Origin of the sequence: Nocardioides sp. Soil777, from assembly GCF_001428425.1 — a bacterium.
Classification (GTDB): Bacteria; Actinomycetota; Actinomycetes; order Propionibacteriales; family Nocardioidaceae; genus Nocardioides; species Nocardioides terrigena.
The window spans coordinates 342,883-359,583 of the sequence record NZ_LMSN01000016.1 but is presented as its reverse complement, the minus strand read 5'-3'; the positions used below and the strand labels follow the sequence as shown (position 1 = coordinate 359,583).

The following is a 16,701-nucleotide window of genomic DNA, read 5'->3' as shown; positions in this document are numbered from 1 at the left end:
GTCAGCGCCGGGCGAGAGGGCGCAGGATGAAGGCCAGTGCCATCAGCGCCCCCGCCAGCAGCCCCGCCCACAGCAGCAGCGTGCGCGAGGGGCCGAACAGGTCGATCCGCCGCGGGGCCGGGGGCGCCATCGCGTCCGCACTGACCTCCCGGACCGTGCGGTCGACCTTGCCGCTGCGCCCCAGGACGAGCGTGCGGGTGAGCGCGTCGTGGGCCTGGACCACGCCCGCCCCGGTCCACGGGTTGGCGACCTCGTCGGAGCCCTCGGCGGTCGCCTCGAGGCGTCCGACGATCTGTTTGGCGTTGTCGCGGGGGTAGGCCGCCCGCAGCAGGGCGACGACCCCGCTGACCTCGGCGGCGGCCCAGGAGGTGGCGACCTCGACGACCAGGCACTTCTGCCCGGTGGTGTTGTAGGAGAGCGCCTCGTAGGTGGGCGCCGCGACGTCGGTCTGCTTGTTGGGGGCGACGAGCCCGCGCAGGTCGTTGTTGTCGGGTGCCACCGCGCTGACGGCGAGCACGCCGGGGTAGTCGGCGGGGTAGACGGGGGCGTCGCTGCCCGGTGTGCCCTTGAACGACTCCGACGCCTCCGCGTCGGCGTTGCCCGCGGAGGCCACCACGACGACGTCGCGCGCGACCAGGTCCTTGATGGCGGCGCGCAGGTTGGGGTCGTCCTGGCCGACGGACAACGAGATGTTGACGACCCCGATCTTCTCGGTGCGGGTCACCGCGATCAGCTGGCGGATGCCGGCGGTCAGGCCCGCCGAGGTGACGCCCTTCTGCTGCTGCGAGTAGTCCGGCGTCTCGGTGTCCAGCACCCGCACGTCGATCACCCGGGCGCCCGGCGCGACGCCCTCGCGACCGGCGACCAGGCCGGCGACGATCGTGCCGTGGCCCGACAGGATCGGGCCGGAGACGTCGGGGATCCCGAGCGGGGGGCCCGTGTCTATCGGCAGTCCCGGCTGGATGCCGGAGTCGACGACCGCGACCGTGACCCCGGTCCCGTCGGTGATCTCGTGGGCCTCCGGGACGTGCATGCGTGCCATCGGTGCGCTGGTGCGCGCCTTGGTGTCGGCCAGCGACTCGGACTCGGGGAGCGTCGCGACGTTGCACTCCTCGCCGTCCACGGCGTGGGCGGGCGCGGTCGCCCCGAGGCTCAGCGTCCCTAGCGCGAGCGCGGTGGCGAGACCGCCGCGGGCCCACAGTCCCGTCCTCGTGCCCATGCCCGTCACTCCTCGGGGCCCGCGGTCGCGGGAGCGTCCTCCGGCACCCGCCGCGCGGCGTTGACCGACAGCGACCTGCCCTCCTGGAAGAACTCGAGCCACGTGTTGGGCACCACGGGCGCGGCGCTGTCGCCGTAGCCGATGGAGAGCGCGACGTCGGGACCGACGAGCTGGTACTTCAGGGCCTTGGTGTCGATGACGTACGGCGTCCCGTCGGTGGCCGCCTCGTCGGCGCCCGCGCGGACATAGGCCCCGCCCGAGGGAGCGACGGCGACCTCGTGGCTCTTGGGTCGGATGCCGGTGGCGGCCGCCTCGCCGCGGGGCGTGCCGGCGAGCCTGACCTCGGCGGCCTCGCCGCCGACGCCCGGGTGCAGGACCGCGCACATGTCGACCCCCTCGTCGGAGGCGGGCGTGTCGGAGGGCCACTCGCCTGGGTACGACGAGGCGGCCAGCGTGGCCCGCAGGTCCTCGTCGAGGTCCTCGGCCGGGGATCCGACGGAGTCGTAGACGACCGCGGCGAACTCGCTCAGCGGGATGGGGCCGTCCGGCCCGAGGAGGTAGCTGCGGCTCGGTGTGCGCACGAGGTCGCCCACGCTGAAGCGGGAGAGGTCGGTCTCGGCGCCCTCGTAGGCGACCGGCGACCCGATGTCGGTGAGCCCGAAGGAGTCCTCGTCGAGGGCCGCCCCGCGTGGGAACAGGTTGAGCCACTCCTCGGGGACCTTCGGTGCGGTGGACGTCGCGTCGAAGCCGAGCCGGCCCGCGATCACGTCGGCGGTGGTGGGGTCCGCGGGGAGCTCGAGCCGGTAGCCACTGCCCGTCGGGCTCGGCGCGACGAGCCACACCGACCCACCGCTGCTGACGAGGAAGGCCGACTGACGCAGCTCGGCGATGTCCGGGTCCTCGGTGAGGGTGAGCTTGATGCCGGTGTCCGCTGCAGTGCACGCCGTCCAGCCGTCGTCGATCAGGTCGCCGGCCGCCGGGAGGGTGGGCGCACCGTCGATGCCGAGGTCGGGCCCGAGGGCGACCTCGCGGATGTAGGTGTCCGAGACCCGGTTGGCGGTCAGCTCCGGCTCACCGAGGAGCAGCTGGGCGGAGAGGTAGTTGGGGACCCGCTGGAGGAGCGGGTCGTCGCCGCCGCGCAGGACGACGTACCGCTCGCCGGTCTCCTTGGAGATGACGAAGCTGCCCTGCTCGAGCCACGCCGAGTTGGGACGGCCGATGAGGAAGCCGGCGATCGCGGCGCCGGCGAGCAGCAGCACCGACAGGGCGATGCCGCCGATGAGCACGCGCCCCGGTCGCACCGGCTCGACCTCGCGGCCGCCGGGCGCGCCGCTGACGAAGGCGGTGATGAGGCGTCGCTTGCTGAAGGCGTGCGCCTCGACGAGGTCCTTCTTGGTGGCCACCCGATCAGCCCTTGACCATGTCGAAGAAGCCGGCCGCCACCACCATCAGCGGGAGCAACGAGATCAGTGTCGCGGTCTCGACCACGTCGCCGATCCGGCCGCGCCGGACCGACCCGGAGGACGGGACCAGGGTCGTCACGAGCAGGAGCGCACCCACGGCGGCGAGGGCGATCGCCGCCTCGGCCCGCCAGGCGTCGTGGATGAGGACCATCGACAGCGCGATGGAGATCAGCCCGGCGATCCCGGAGACCAGGCCGGCGAGGACCTCGGAGCCGGCGCGGTACTGGCGGGTCCGGAACATCACGGCAAGGCAGCAGACCGCGGCCAGGATCGTGCCGTAGACGCCGCGGTCCACGGCGAGCGGCGCGAAGAGGACGAGCAGGGTGCCGACGGTCGCCGACACGGCGAGCAGGATCTCGTGCGCCACCCGGGCGTCCGCACCCACCTGGGCGGGGTCGATCTCGTCGGGGTCGGCGGTGATGTCGTGCAGCGAGTAGATCTGGTCGACCTTCGTCCCGGTCACGCCCAGCGCGAGCCACGGGAAGATGCTGCCGGCCAGCACGACGAGGGTCATCACCACCGTGAAGACGACGCTCGCCTCCCATCCGGTCGCCATGAGCAGCAGGCCGCAGGCGCCCAGGATCGCGCCGACGACCACGCCGGGGATCACGAGCGAGCGTCCCTCCCGGAGGCCGACGACCGCGACCACGCCGGTCACCAGCATCGCGCCGCCGGCACACGCCAGCGGCAGCTCGAAGAACTCGGCCGGCAGCGGCCAGGTCCACCCGGTCAGCTCGCCGGGCGCGAGGAGCAGGCCGGCCACGGCGGCGTACAGGACGGCGAGCAGCGAGACGGCCACGCCGGCCTCGGGCTCCTGCTGGCTGTGGGCCAGCACGATGCCACCCACCACGAGCAGGCCGGCGAGCACCGCTGCGGCGAGCCCGCCGAGCAGGCTCTCGCCCTGTAGCAGGAGCGCGAAGGCGCCGAGGCCGAGGAGCAGCGCGGCGGCGCTCAGGGCCGTACGCCGTCCGGCGGCCGGCTCCCAGGGGCTCAGCTCGTGCTCGACCACGTCGGCCATCGCCTCGACGATGTCGTCGTAGACGCGGGGGGCCTCGTCGTCGATGCCGGCGGTGACGGTGAGCAGGCCGCCGTCCTCGACGCCCTGGATGGTGAGGCCGGCGTCGCCGGCGAGGTGGCGGCCGTCCTTGGTGATGAGGCGGTAGCCGCCGTAGACGGTGGACGCGTCGAGGATGCCGACGCTGCGTGCCAGCTCGGGCACGAGCTCGGCCACCGGGACGGCACCGGGGAGGACCAGGTCGACCCGTCGCGATCCCGAGGCCACCGTCACCCGGACCAGTCCGGACGTGACAGATGCCGCCTGACTCATGCTGTGCTACCCCCGTGGTCCGTGCATAACTGATCCGCGCGCGTCGCCGTGGTCGCCATGCGTCACTCCCGAGTCGTGAGCTCCCCGGTCGGGGAGCAGCCTACATAGCCGGATCGCCGTGCGAAGCAGACCGAGGCCGGTCGCCCAGAAGGGGCGACCGGCCTCGGGTGCTGGTGTGATCGAGGACGATCAGAAGCGGTTGGCGCCGCGCGAGTCGGCCGCCTTGTACTCGTCGTTCGAGGTCGACACGTTGGCGCTGGCCTGCTGGAGCAGGACGATCATGTCGGCGATCGCCTGGTCCCACTTGGCCTTGGCCTCGTCGTAGGCCTGCTTGGCGGCACCGGTCCAGTCCGAGGCGAGCGGCTTGAGGTCACCCTCGAGCTGGTCGAGCCGGGTCTGGATGTCCTTGGCCGCCGTCATGACGTCCTGGGAGCCCGCGTCGAGCTTGCCGTGCTGAACATTGATTCCGTCGAAACCGGTCATTGCAGTTCTCCTGAAGTCTGTGGTGGGTGGTCAGCCGAGGCGGTTCTGGAGGTTCATGTGAGTCTGCGACTGCGACTCGTCGGTCTTCATGTTGTCCTTCTCCGTCTCCTGCATCGACATGGAGAGCTGGTCGAGCGCCTTGAGGATCGTCTCCTGCTTCTCCTGCCACGCGAGCATCAGGTTGCTGAACGCGGAGGCACCCTGGCCGCCCCAACCGCCCATCATCTCGGAGACCCGGTCGCTGAGGACGTTGCACTTGCCCTTGACGTCGCCGCGAGCGGTGTTGACGTACTCCGCACCCTGGGAGAGCGCCTTCTCGGTCTGGCTGAGGTTGGTCATGTCAATCCTTCCCCCTCGGCGGCTTGACCCCCGAGTTCACTGGTTGGTGTAGCTCTGTCGTTGCTGTGCAGCCTGCTGGTGGAGCCCTGGCTGGTTCGGGGAGACGTCCCGGCCCCCCGTGCCGACATCGATGTACCCGAGCGTCCGGGGCCTAAACCTCAGGACGTGATTTCCCACAGGCTGCGGAAGAAGCCCGAGGCGACGACCGTCGCGGCGAGGGCGAAGGACCCGCAGAGACCCTCGGCGAGCTCGGCCCGCCGGGACCACCAGACCGAGCGCCAGCCACGGCCGGTCGCCACCCCGGCCGCCAGGCTGATCGCGCCGAGCAGCAGGACGACGACCACGCCGATGGTGACCGCCCTCGGAGACGCGTCGCCGACGGCGAAGCCGAGGAGCCACGCCCAGCAGGCCAGCCCGCCCACCCGCAGCAGCCGGCGCGCAGCGGTGTGGCGGTAGGACCGCGCCGCGAGCAGGATGCTGGCACCGGCGAAGAACGCCAGGCAGCGGGCGCCGATGCGGTCGAGGTCGATCGTCGCGGTCGCGAGGAGCAGCGGGGTCGCGACCACGGCCACCACCATGATCGCGGCGCAGGCCGCGGTGACGGTGCGGGTGGCGCCGGCGACGAGCTGTCGCATCGCCGCCGCGGAGACGACGATCCGACCGCGACCTGCCCGCCCGGAGTCGCGCGCCGACCAGGCGGTCACGGCGAGCCGGTCGAGGTCGATCAGCGTCTCGTCCGGTACGTCGATCGCGAGCGACGGCACGAAGCGTGCGGCGAGCATCGCCAGCAGCAGCAGGACGGCCCACGCCACCCGGCCGTCCCACTCCAGGAGCAGGGTGGTCCCGCAGACGGCGAAGACGACCAGCCCGGAGACGATCCACACGACCAGGGCCTCGTCGCGCTCGGGGCCCAGCGCCCGGGCCACGGCGGCGATCACGCCGGCCGAGACCGCGCTCACCGCGACGACCGCGGGCAGCAGGTGCACCCCCGGCTCGTACACGGCGGCGAAGGCGGCCGCGGCACCGAAGGCCGGGGCGGCGGCCGCGCGCTGGACGGTGTGCCTGCCCAGCGGCAGGGTCGAGACCAGGGCGCAGGCCATGAGCAAGCCGACCGTCGCCGTGCGCAGCCAGTCGTCGGCCGACTGGGCGGCGTACCACGCGGCGAGCCCGGCGGCCGCGGCCGCGATCCCCATCGCCAGCGCGGCGACGGCGGGGGTGTCGGGCTGGGACTGCAGGGCGTCCTGCTCCGGGTCGCGGGGACGGCTGCGGTGGACGCCGCTGGTCGCCACCAGGACCGAGCCGGACTCGACGCCGGCACTGGCGAGCGTGCGGTCGGCCGTGAGCAGCTCGCCCAGGGGCGTCTGGAGCAGGGGGATGCCCGCGACGCCCGTCTGGGCGGCGTACTCCCGGGCCACGTCGACCGACGTCGCACCCTCGGGCACCACCAGGTCGAGCACCCCGGCCGGACCGTGCACGCTGACCGCGATGGTCGAGGCGAGCGCGTGGTTCGGCTGCGCGTCGGTCACGACTTCCCCCATGATCTCGTCTGCGCCGGACTCCACCGGCGACGTGCAGGCTAGTCGCTGGTGTGCGGCCCACCTATCATCAACGCGACCATTCGGGTATGGCTAGGGGGAACTAGTGAGCACGACACTGCGTGGCGGACACCGGCTCGACGAGCCGGAGATGCCCGGGGGCCAGATCGTGCTCCAGCCGCCGCCGGAGATCCAGGAGAGCGAGGGCGCCAGCGGCGTCCTGATGAACGCCATCCCGATGCTCGGCAGCCTCGGCTCGATCGTGCTCGTGGCCACCATGGGCGGCGGCGCCAACAAGACCCGCAGCTTCCTCGCGGCCGGCATGTTCCTCTTCGCCACCCTCGGCTTCATCATCGTGCAGATCGACCGGCAGCGTAAGCAGCGGGCGCAGCAGGTGACCGGCTCGCGCACCGAGTACCTCCGCTACCTCGCCAACATCCGCAAGGTGGCGCGCAACGCCGCCGCGCAACAACGCCGCGCGCTCAACTGGCACCACCCCGAGCCCGCCGCGCTCCCGGCTCTGGCCGAGGAACGCACCCGCCTGTGGGAGCACGGTCCGGGCGACTCCAACTACATGCACGTGCGCTACGGCCTCTGCTCGCAGCCGCTGTCGACCGAGCTGGTCCCGCCGGAGAGCGCGCCCGTCGACCAGGTCGACCCGGCGGCCGCGTCGGCGCTCCACCGGCTCCTCGTCGTGCACCGCGTGCAGCCCAACCTGCCGGCCTCCATCGACCTGCGCGCCTTCGACCGCGTCGAGGTCTGCGGTCCCGAGGACGAGGCCCGCGCCGCCGCCCGGGCGATGATCCTGTCGGCCACCGCCTTCCACAACCCCGACCAGCTCGTCGTCGCGGTCCTCAGCTCGGAGCAGAACCTCACCCACTGGGACTGGATCAAGTGGCTGCCGCACGCCCAGAGCGCGCGCGAGGTCGACGCGGTCGGCCCGATGCGCCTGGTCACCACCTCGATCGGCGACCTCGGCAACCTGCTGCCCCCCGACCTCAGTGACCGTCCCCGCTTCGGCGCCGACGAGCGGCCGCCGACGCCGCACATCCTGCTCGTCATCGACGGCGGGCACCTCCCGCCCGGCAACCACATCGTGCCGCCCGACGGCCTGCACGGCGTCACCCTGCTCGACCTGCCGTCGCGGTGGGACGAGCTCGAGGACTCCACCCGCCTGCGCCTCCAGTTCGCCGAGGGCCGCCCCCAGCTGGGCAAGATGCCGATCCTGGCCATCCGGGTCCGCGAGGAGCCCATCAAGGCGCTCATCGACCAGTGCGACATCGCGACCGCCGAGGCCTTCGCCCGCCGCCTGGCCCCGCTCAAGACCATCAGCGCCGACTCTTCCAGCGGGGCCGCCGTCGACATCACCTCGACGACCCCGGACCACATGGAGCTGCTCGGCCTCGGCGACATCCACACCTACGACACCGCGACCGCCTGGCGCCCGCGCCCGGCCCGCGACCGGCTGCGCGTGCCGATCGGCATCGGCGACAGCGGCGGCCTCGTGCACCTGGACATCAAGGAGTCGGCCCAGCAGGGCATGGGCCCGCACGGCCTGGTCATCGGCGCCACCGGCTCCGGCAAGTCGGAGTTCCTCCGCACCCTGGTGCTCGGCCTGACGATGACCCACTCGTCCGAGCAGCTCAACCTCGTGCTCGTCGACTTCAAGGGCGGCGCCACCTTCGCGGGCATGGCCGACATGCCGCACGTGTCGGCGGTGATCACCAATCTCGCCAACGAGCTCACCCTCGTCGACCGCATGCAGGACGCGCTGTCCGGCGAGATGACCCGTCGCCAGGAGCTGCTGCGCGACGCCGGCAACTACGCCTCGATCCGCGACTACGAGAAGGCGCGAGCCAACGGCGAGGACCTCGCCCCCATGCCCTCGCTCTTCATCGTGGTCGACGAGTTCTCCGAGATGCTCTCGGCCAAGCCGGAGTTCATCGACCTGTTCGTCGCCATCGGCCGCCTGGGCCGCTCGCTCGGCCTGCACCTGCTGCTCGCCTCGCAGCGCCTCGAGGAGGGCCGGCTGCGCGGCCTGGAGTCCCACCTCTCCTACCGTGTCGGCCTGCGCACCTTCTCGGCCGGCGAGTCCCGGGCCGTGCTCGGCGTGCCCGACGCCTACGAGCTGCCGGCCGTCCCGGGCCTCGGCTACCTCAAGCCCGACCAGTCGACGCTGCTGCGGTTCAAGGCGGCGTACGTCTCCGGACCGCCCTCGGGTCGCACCCGGGTGAGCCGCGACGAGGGCGGCCACGTGCGCGGGATCCTGCCCTACACGATCTCCGAGGTGCAGGCGCTCGAGCCGCTCGACACCGACGTCGAGGAGGCCCCGGTGGCCGCCCAGCAGCAGGGCGAGCAGCCCTCGCTGCTCGACATCGCCGTGCAGCGGATGATCGGGCAGGGCATGCCCGCCCACCAGGTCTGGCTGCCGCCGCTGGACGTGCCGGACACCCTCGACGAGCTGATGCCCGACCTCGTCGAGGACCCCGACCTCGGCCTCGTCTCCCCCCGCTGGCGCAACGTCCCCGGCCTGGTGGTGCCGCTGGGCACCGTCGACCGGCCGCGCGAGCAGCGCCGCGACACGATGACCCTCAACCTCACCGGCGCGAGTGGCCACGTCGCCGTCGTCGGCGGTCCCCGCTCGGGCAAGAGCACGCTGCTGCGCACCATCGTGACGGGCATGGGCCTGGTCTCGACCCCGCTCGAGTCGCAGTTCTTCGTGCTCGACTTCGGCGGTGGCACCTTCGCCCCGCTGGCCCGCTTCCCGCACGTCTCCGGGGTCGCCACGCGCTCCGAGCCGGACGTCGTACGCCGCGTGATCGCGGAGGTGCAGGGCGTCGTCGAGCGCCGCGAGGCCTACTTCCGCGAGCACGGCATCGACTCGATCGAGACCTACCGCAGCCGACGCGCCCAGGGTCGGGCCGACGACGGCTGGGGCGACGTCTTCCTCGTCGTCGACGGGTGGAGCACGCTGCGCGCGGAGTTCGACGACATCGAGATGGAGCTCCAGCAGCTCGCCGGTCGTGGTCTCACCTTCGGCATCCACATCATCGCGGCCTCCGGCCGGTGGGCCGACTTCCGGGCCGCGATGCGCGACGTCTTCGGCTCCAAGCTCGAGCTGCGCCTCGGCGACCCGCTCGACTCGGAGATCGACCGCAAGGTCGCGGCCCTGGTGCCCGTCGGCCGACCCGGTCGCGGACTGGTGCCGAGCAAGCTGCACTTCCTCGCCGCGCTCCCCCGCGTCGACGGGGACCCCGACGCGGGCACCCTCGGTGACGGCGTCGACGACCTCATCGAGCGCGCGTCCGTGGCCTGGAAGGGCAACCCCGGTCCCAAGCTCCGGCTGCTGCCCGACATGGTCACCCTCGACAAGATCCGCGAGGACGCGCTGCGCCGCCAGCTCCCGGACAAGAAGCTGCTCATCGGCATCAACGAGCGCGAGCTCGCGCCGGTCGGCATCGACCCGTCGTCCGAGCCGCACATGCTCGTCTTCGGCGACGGGCAGTCGGGCAAGAGCGCGCTGCTGCGCAACTACCTCCAGGAGGTCATGCGCACGCGGACCCCCAAGGAGGCGCAGATCGTGGTGGTCGACTACCGCCGCTCGCTGCTCGGCGAGGTGCCGGACGAGTACCTGCTCAACTACCTCACCTCGGCCACCCAGGCGACCCCGACGCTCAAGGACATCGCCAGCTACCTCGAGAGCCGCATCCCCGGACCGGACGTCACGCCGGACCAGCTGCGCAACCGCTCCTGGTGGACCGGCGCCGAGGTCTTCGTGGTCGTCGACGACTACGACCTCGTCGCCACCCAGCAGTCGTCCCCGGTGCAGGCGCTCCAGCCGCTGATGGCCCAGGCCCGCGACACCGGCCTGCACGTCGTGGTGGCCCGCCGCGTGGGAGGCGCGTCACGCGCGCTCTACGACCCGGTCATCCAGTCGATGCGGGACCTGGCGATGCCCGGCGTGCTGCTCTCGGGCCCCCGCGACGAGGGTGTGCTGATCGGCAACCTGCGCCCGCAGCCGGCGCCGCCCGGCCGTGCCCGGGTCGTCACCCGCGACGGGGGTACCGAGGTCACCCAGCTGGCCTGGACCGAGCCGACGATGTAGCAGGGCTTGCCGGCTGGGGCCCCGCCTGCACTCCGACGCGCCTGCGTGGAAGTACAGGCGTCATCGGCGATCGAGGCTGGATTTCCACGCACAGGCGTGGGCCTTCAGGGGCACCGTCGGCGACGCGCCCGCCCGCGCACGCGGCCGTCGTACGACGACTCGCCCCGCCGTCAGCGGCCCGGAGACGTAGACACGCGGACACAACCCGTCCGCGCTGCCCGGCCCAGGCGTGCCGGGGCGTCACGGGCACCAGGTGTGTCCGCGTGTCTACGCGCGTGGAGGCGCAGCCGTCAGCGGCGACCGGACTTGAACATCCCCCGGGCGATCTCGCGGGCCGCGGTCCGCATGAAGTCCTTGAAGACCGGGGACTTCACCACGTCCATCACGAGGCCGTCGTCGTCCTGCTGCTTGGGGGCGGGGGCGGGCTTGCGGCTGCGCTCGACCTTGGCCCGGCGGGCGTCCTCCTTGGCGCGCACGTCCTCCTCGGCCTTGCGCGCACCCTCCTCGAGACGGGCCGCGAGCTTCTCGTGGGCCGACTCGCGGTCGACGACCTGGCTGTACGTCGCCCAGCGCGGCGAGCTCTCGACGGCCGCCTTCATCGCGGCCGGGTCCGCCATCCCCATCAGCGACTCGGGTGCCCGCAGCCGGGTCCAGGCGACCGGGGTCGGCGCGCCGCGCTCGTCCATCACGGTCACCACCGCCTCGCCGATGCCGAGCGACGTGATGACCTCGCCGAGGTCGTCGTACGCCGACTTCGGGTAGGTGTTGACGGTCTGCTTGAGGGCCTTGGCGTCGTTGGGCGTGTGCGCGCGGAGCTGGTGCTGGATGCGCGACCCGAGCTGGGCGAGGACGTCGTCGGGCACGTCGGTGGGCCGCTGGGTCACGAAGAAGACGCCGACGCCCTTGGAGCGGATCAGCCGCACCGTCTGGGCGATCTGGTCGAGGAAGGCGTCGCTGGCGTCGTCGAAGAGCAGGTGCGCCTCGTCGAAGAAGAAGACCAGCTTGGGCTTGTCGAGGTCGCCCTCCTCCGGCAGGTCGTGGAAGAGGTCGGCCAGCAGCCACATCAGGAACGTGGAGAAGACCGCGGGACGGTCCTGGAGGTTGGGCAGCTCGACGAGGCTGATGACGCCGAGCCCGTCGTCGGTCGTCCGCAGCAGGTCGCGGGAGTCGAACTCCGGCTCACCGAAGAAGGCGTCCGCGCCCTGGTCCTGGAAGCCGATCAGCTCGCGCAGGATCACCCCGGCCGTGGCGGTGGACAGCCCGCCGAGGCCCTTGAGGTCGGCCTTGCCCTCGTCGCTGGTGAGGAACTGGACCACCGCGCGCAGGTCGGCGAGGTCGAGCAGCGGCAGCCCGGCCCTGTCGGCGTAGTGGAAGATCAGCCCGAGGCTGGACTCCTGGGTGTCGTTGAGCCCCAGCACCTTGCTCAGCAACATCGGCCCGAACGCCGACATGGTCACGCGCAGCGGGACGCCGACCCCCTGACCGCCGAGGGCGTAGAACTCCACCGGGAAGCCGGTCGCCTTCCACTGCTGGCCGACCGACCCGGCCCGGGCCTCGATCTTGGGCCCGCCCTCCCCGGGCACGCTGAGCCCCGAGAGGTCGCCCTTGATGTCGGCCGCGAAGACCGGGACGCCCTGGGCGCTCAGCTGCTCGGCGAGCAGCTGGAGGGTCTTGGTCTTCCCGGTGCCTGTCGCGCCCGCGACCAGTCCGTGGCGGTTGAGCATCCCCAGCGGGATGCGCACGCGGACGTCGCAGAGCGTGGTCGCGTCGAGCATCAGCCCGCCGAGCTCGAGGGCCGTGCCCTCGAAGGCGTAGCCGGGCCGCACGGCGGCGGCGATCGGGTGCTCGGGCTCCGCGGTGGCGACGCCGCCGCCGGTGGAGGAAGCCTCCCCGGCCACCACCGCCGAGTCGCCCCCGACGGTCGGCTCGGCGGGTGCCTCGGCAGCCGTCTCGGCAGTGGGCACGGTCGACTCGTCGGGCTTGTCCGTCATGGCGCGAGCCTAACCAGCACGCAGGGGCCCTCGGGGGGCGTCGTTATAGTCACCGCGTGATCTTCAAGCGCGTGGGCGAGGGGCGCCCCTACCCCGCCCACGAGCTCAGCTCGCGCGACTGGGCCGCGATCCCGCCCCGCCAGGTCCGGCTGGACCAGCTGGTGACCACCAAGGACACCCTCCAGCTCGCGACGCTCCTCGACGAGGACTCGACCTTCTACGGCGACCTCTTCGCGCACGTGGTGTCGTGGCGTGGCGACCTCTACCTCGAGGACGGCCTCCACCGCGCGCTGCGCGCCGCGCTGCACCAGCGCAACGTTCTTCACGCCCGCGTCCACGAGGTGTCCGGCTGATGCGCGATGGCGTCAAGTCGGCCCTCACGCTGCTCGTCCTGTGCCTGCTCATGGTCGCCGCCGGCGCGTGGGGGTGGCAGGCGCTGACCCAGCCGCTGCCCGACAACGAGCCCCCGCCGCTGTGCTCCGACACCACGGTGGCCGCCGGCGAGGACGTCTTCCGCGACCAGGTCGCGGTCAGCGTCTTCAACGGAAGCTCCCGCTCGGGGCTGGCCGGGGCCACCCTGGAGCTGCTCGAGGAACGGGGCTTCGTGGGCGCCGACACCGGCAACGCCCCCCGGCCGGTCAAGGGCGTCCAGATCTGGGCCGCGGACCCGCAGAACCCCGCCGTCCGGCTCGTGCAGCGCCAGTTCCGCAAGGCCCGGGTCGTGCCGGGCACCGAGGTGGACGGCGAGGCCCTGGGCCGCGGCGTCGTCGTGGTGCTGGGCGAGTCCTTCACCTCGCTCCGCGACCGGGAGGTCGAGTCGGTCACCGCCGAGGTCGAGGCGACCTTCTGCAGCCCGCCGGGGTCCTGACCCGGCTCACGACTTGTCGGGGCGCCGTCTCGGATCGGTGTTCCACTGCGCGAGCCGTCCGCCCTCCGAGACCTGGCGCAGCCGCTCCTCCGTGGCGACGCGTGCCCGGCGCGGGGTGACGACCAGCAGGTCGTCGCCGTGCCGCAGGACCGTACGCCGCTCCGGCACCAGCACCTCGCCCTGCCGGATGACCAGCGAGACCGATGCCCCGGCCGGCAGCCGCAGCTCGCCGACCTCGACCCCGTGCATCCGCGAGACCGGGCTGATCGAGACCTGGAGCAGGTCCGCGGCGACCCGCTCCAGCGGCGCGGCCTCGACGTCGAGGCCGCGCGGCTCCGAGCGTCGGGCGACCCGCAGGAAGCGGGCGACGTACGGCAGCGTCGGTCCGGTCACGAGGGTGTAGACGACCACCATCACGAAGACGATGTCGAAGAGCAGGTCGGCGTCGTCGACGCCCTCGGACAGCGGGATGGTGGTGAGCACGACGGGGACCGCGCCGCGCAGCCCGGCCCAGGAGATGAAGCCGAGCTCGCGCAGCGGCATGGGTCGCACGACCGAGCTGATGAGGACGGACAGCGGCCGCGCCACGAAGGTGAGGATCAGGCCGGTCGCGAGCGCGAGACCGACGACCTCGAGGCTGATCCGGTCGGGCGAGAGCAGCAGGCCGAGCATCACGAAGAGCCCGATCTGGGCCAGCCAGGCCACGCCCTCGGCGAAGGACTTGGTCGCGGTGCGGTGGGGCAGCTCGGAGTTGCCGAGGATGAGGGCGGCGACGTAGATCGCGGCGAAGCCGGACGCGTGGACGGCGGCCGCGCCGCCGTACGCGGCGAAGGTCAGGCAGAGCACCGCCAGCGGGTAGAGGCCCGACGAGGGCAGCGCGGCCCGGCGCATCACCCAGCCACCGGCGACGCCGACCGCGATCCCGATCACGACGCCCACGGCGAGCTCGAAGACGATGACCCCGGTGACGCCGAGGATCCCGCTGCTCGCGGCGGCACCGGTGGAGATGACGCCCACCAGCACGACCGTGGGGGCGTCGTTGAGCCCGGACTCGGCCTCGAGCACCCCGGTCAGGCGTTTGGGCAGGGGTACGACGCGCAGCACCGAGAAGACCGCCGCGGCGTCGGTGGGCGAGCAGACCGCCCCCAGCAGGATGGCCAGCTCCCACGGGAGCCCGAGGAGGTAGTGACCACCCACGGCCACGACCGCGACCGAGACGGCCACCCCCACGGTCGCCAGGGACACCCCGAGCGGGATGGACGGCCGGACCTCGGTCCAGTCGGTGGTCAGACCGCCCTCGGCCAGGATCAGGGCCAGCGCCCCGAAGCCGAGCGCGTGGGCGAGCTGCGCGTCCTCGAACTGGATCCCGAGACCCGCCTCGCCGAGCACGACCCCCATCAGGAGGTAGATCAGCAGGCTGGGCAGCCCGGCGCGGGCCGAGACCCGCACGGCGAGGATCGCCGCCAACGTGACGAGGGAGCCCACCAGCAGGAACGAGTCGAGCTGGTGCACATCGAAAGTCACGCCACCTCGTTCCCACTCCTCGCCGAGCCCCGATCCTATCGGCGAAACGGGACGCCTCCGGACGCTGCGCCCCCGCGTGACACGATCGGCGACATGAGCGCTCGGTTCGCGGTGGCCCAGCGGGCGAACGTGCCGCCCTTCCACGTGATGGACCTCCTCGCCGCGTCCGCCGAGCGGCAGCGCACGCACGGCGACCTCGTCAACATGGTCGCCGGCCAGCCGTCGACGGGCGCCCCCGGTCCGGTCGCCGACGAGGCGGTCCGGCTGCTCCGCAGCGGCGACCCGCTCGGCTACACCGTCGCCTCCGGGGTCCCCGAGCTCCGCGAGGCGATCGCCGGTCACCACCGCCGCCAGCACGGCATCGACGTGACGGCCGACGACGTGGTGGTCACCACCGGCTCCAGCGGTGGCTTCCTGCTGGCGTTCCTCGCGGCCTTCGAGCCGGGGGACCGCGTCGCGATGGCCCGGCCCGGCTACCCGTGCTACCGCAACGTGCTGACCGCGCTCGGCTGCGAGGTCGTGGAGATCCCCTGCGGGCCGGAGAACCGCTTCCAGCCCACCGTCGAGCAGCTCGAGGAGCTCGGCGACGTCCGCGGCCTGGTCGTGGCCAGCCCGGCCAACCCGACGGGGACGATGCTGCTCCCCGAGGAGCTCGCCGCCCTCGCCGCCTGGTGCGAGTCCCGCGGCGTGCAGCTGATCTCCGACGAGATCTACCACGGGATCGAGTACGCACCGCTCGACGGCCGACCCTCGCTCTCCCGGTCCGCGTGGGAGACCTCGCGGGAGGCGATCGTGTTCAGCTCGTTCTCCAAGTACTTCTCGATGACCGGGTGGCGGATCGGCTGGATGCTCGTCCCCGAGCGGCTGCGGCGGGCCGTCGACGTGCTGACCGGCAACTTCACGATCTGCCCCCCGGTCATCGCCCAGCGGGCCTGCGTGGCCGCGTTCACCGACGCGTCGTACGCCGAGCTGGACGGGCACGTCGAGCGGTACGCCGCCAACCGTCGGCTGCTCCTCGACGGGCTCGCCGCACTGGGGATCGACCGGCTCGCCCCCGCCGACGGCGCTTTCTACGCCTACGCGGACATCGGGCACCTGACCCGGGACTCGATGGCCTGGACCCGGCGGCTGCTCGCCGACACGGGGGTCGCGCTCGCCCCCGGGATCGACTTCGACACCGTGGTGGGCCAGCAGCACGTGCGGCTCAGCTTCGCCGGACCCGAGCAGGACGTGCGGACCGGTCTGGAGCGGCTCGGCGACTGGCTCCCCGCGCAGCGGGTCGACCCGACGCCCGGGTGACGCGCACCTCCTTAACCGGCAGGTGATTCGGGGTTTGACCACCTGGGATGCAGGGAAGGCGACTGGCGCACGGCGCCACGGGCGCCGCATCCAGCGCACGGGGGCCGACGAGAGGACGTGATCGATGTACGGCGACAGCGCCGCATCGCGCAAGCGTGTCGCCCAGCTGCGTGAGCAGGGTGGGGACATCAGGGCCATGGCCGACCGCCTGGTCGCCCAGGCGGAGAGCGTGCCGTGGACCGGTCGGGCCGCGGAGTCCATGCGGACCCGCATCAAGGAGCGCGCCTCGCACCTGCGCATCGCCGCCGGTCACCACGACACCGCCGCCGACTCCCTGGCCCGGCACGCCTCCGAGGTCGATGCCCTCAAGGACGCCATCGAGACGATCTCGCACAAGGCAGACACCCTGACCACCGACGCCCGGACACGTGCGGCCCAGGCCGACGCGGCTGGCACACCCGGCCGCGAGGACGCCGCCCTGCTGGCGTTCACCCCGCCGCCCGCCGGTCACAAGGACTGGCTGACCGTCGAGCTGCCCGGACTCTGAC

The 16,701-nt window shown here is 72.7% G+C and carries 13 protein-coding genes; 5 read left to right on the top strand and 8 right to left on the bottom strand.

The features are described from left to right. Position 1: 1 nt before the first annotated feature. The 6 genes from ASG88_RS14730 to ASG88_RS14705 form a co-directional block, all read right to left on the bottom strand. Positions 2 to 1,219, bottom strand: coding sequence for a S8/S53 family peptidase (locus ASG88_RS14730; RefSeq protein ID WP_056888165.1), 1,218 nt, complete (start codon positions 1,217 to 1,219; stop codon positions 2 to 4). A gap of 5 nt (positions 1,220 to 1,224) precedes the next feature. Beyond that, the gene (locus tag ASG88_RS14725; RefSeq protein WP_056888164.1) at positions 1,225 to 2,622 is read right to left on the bottom strand and encodes a type VII secretion protein EccB; all 1,398 of its coding nucleotides are present in this window, start codon (positions 2,620 to 2,622) and stop codon (positions 1,225 to 1,227) included. Positions 2,623 to 2,626: 4 nt separating this feature from the next. Beyond that, the gene (eccD, locus tag ASG88_RS14720) at positions 2,627 to 4,009 is read right to left on the bottom strand and encodes a type VII secretion integral membrane protein EccD (RefSeq protein ID WP_056888163.1); all 1,383 of its coding nucleotides are present in this window, start codon (positions 4,007 to 4,009) and stop codon (positions 2,627 to 2,629) included. 189 nt (positions 4,010 to 4,198) lie between these two features. Then, entirely contained in the window at positions 4,199 to 4,492 is a 294-nt protein-coding gene (locus ASG88_RS14715) for a WXG100 family type VII secretion target (RefSeq protein ID WP_056888162.1), read from the bottom strand. 30 nt (positions 4,493 to 4,522) lie between these two features. After that, a complete protein-coding gene (locus ASG88_RS14710) occupies positions 4,523 to 4,831 on the bottom strand; it encodes a WXG100 family type VII secretion target (protein ID WP_056888161.1) in 309 nt (102 codons plus the stop codon). A gap of 158 nt (positions 4,832 to 4,989) precedes the next feature. Beyond that, complete coding sequence (locus ASG88_RS14705; protein ID WP_157559748.1) at positions 4,990 to 6,357, bottom strand: hypothetical protein; 1,368 nt, start codon at positions 6,355 to 6,357, stop codon at positions 4,990 to 4,992. 115 nt (positions 6,358 to 6,472) lie between these two features. Between ASG88_RS14705 and eccCa the strand changes: the two genes are divergently transcribed. Beyond that, positions 6,473 to 10,471 carry a type VII secretion protein EccCa gene (gene eccCa, locus ASG88_RS14700; protein ID WP_235534863.1) on the top strand — a complete coding sequence of 1,333 codons (3,999 nt, stop codon included), beginning with the start codon at positions 6,473 to 6,475 and terminating at the stop codon, positions 10,469 to 10,471. Between the two features lie 290 nt (positions 10,472 to 10,761). Here the strand turns inward: eccCa and ASG88_RS14695 are convergent, their stop codons facing one another. Next, positions 10,762 to 12,462, bottom strand: coding sequence for a helicase HerA-like domain-containing protein (locus ASG88_RS14695; protein ID WP_082600472.1), 1,701 nt, complete (start codon positions 12,460 to 12,462; stop codon positions 10,762 to 10,764). 56 nt (positions 12,463 to 12,518) lie between these two features. Here ASG88_RS14695 and ASG88_RS14690 point away from each other — a divergent pair, with 56 nt between their 5' ends. Beyond that, positions 12,519 to 12,815, top strand: a complete 297-nt coding sequence (locus ASG88_RS14690; RefSeq protein WP_056888158.1) for a type II toxin-antitoxin system VapB family antitoxin — start codon at positions 12,519 to 12,521, stop codon at positions 12,813 to 12,815. Then, the gene (locus ASG88_RS14685) at positions 12,815 to 13,330 is read left to right on the top strand and encodes a LytR C-terminal domain-containing protein (protein WP_056888157.1); all 516 of its coding nucleotides are present in this window, start codon (positions 12,815 to 12,817) and stop codon (positions 13,328 to 13,330) included. Before ASG88_RS14690 ends, ASG88_RS14685 begins: the two co-directional genes overlap by 1 nt. Before the next feature lie 6 nt (positions 13,331 to 13,336). On the opposite strand, the gene ASG88_RS14680 is transcribed toward ASG88_RS14685, so the two are convergent. Further along, positions 13,337 to 14,854, bottom strand: coding sequence for a potassium/proton antiporter (locus ASG88_RS14680; protein WP_056888156.1), 1,518 nt, complete (start codon positions 14,852 to 14,854; stop codon positions 13,337 to 13,339). 93 nt (positions 14,855 to 14,947) lie between these two features. On the opposite strand from ASG88_RS14680, the gene ASG88_RS14675 reads away from it, so the two are divergent. Together ASG88_RS14675 and ASG88_RS14670 are read left to right on the top strand one after the other, a co-directional pair. Then, positions 14,948 to 16,153 (top strand): pyridoxal phosphate-dependent aminotransferase, encoded by a 1,206-nt coding sequence (locus ASG88_RS14675; protein WP_056888155.1) that lies wholly within the window; start codon positions 14,948 to 14,950, stop codon positions 16,151 to 16,153. 124 nt (positions 16,154 to 16,277) lie between these two features. Beyond that, a complete protein-coding gene (locus ASG88_RS14670) occupies positions 16,278 to 16,700 on the top strand; it encodes a hypothetical protein (protein WP_082600470.1) in 423 nt (140 codons plus the stop codon). The last annotated feature ends 1 nt before the right edge of the window (position 16,701 follow it).

Bases quoted from the DNA above. Each gene is read 5' to 3' on its own strand.
- ASG88_RS14730 (WP_056888165.1), bottom strand. From the start codon at position 1,219: ATGGGCACGAGGACGGGACTGTGGGCCCGCGGCGGTCTCGCCACCGCG.
- eccD (WP_056888163.1), bottom strand. From the start codon at position 4,009: ATGAGTCAGGCGGCATCTGTCACGTCCGGACTGGTCCGGGTGACGGTG.
- ASG88_RS14715 (WP_056888162.1), bottom strand. From the start codon at position 4,492: ATGACCGGTTTCGACGGAATCAATGTTCAGCACGGCAAGCTCGACGCG.
- ASG88_RS14710 (WP_056888161.1), bottom strand. From the start codon at position 4,831: ATGACCAACCTCAGCCAGACCGAGAAGGCGCTCTCCCAGGGTGCGGAG.
- ASG88_RS14695 (WP_082600472.1), bottom strand. From the start codon at position 12,462: ATGACGGACAAGCCCGACGAGTCGACCGTGCCCACTGCCGAGACGGCT.
- ASG88_RS14685 (WP_056888157.1), top strand. From the start codon at position 12,815: ATGCGCGATGGCGTCAAGTCGGCCCTCACGCTGCTCGTCCTGTGCCTG.
- ASG88_RS14675 (WP_056888155.1), top strand. From the start codon at position 14,948: ATGAGCGCTCGGTTCGCGGTGGCCCAGCGGGCGAACGTGCCGCCCTTC.
- ASG88_RS14670 (WP_082600470.1), top strand. From the start codon at position 16,278: ATGTACGGCGACAGCGCCGCATCGCGCAAGCGTGTCGCCCAGCTGCGT.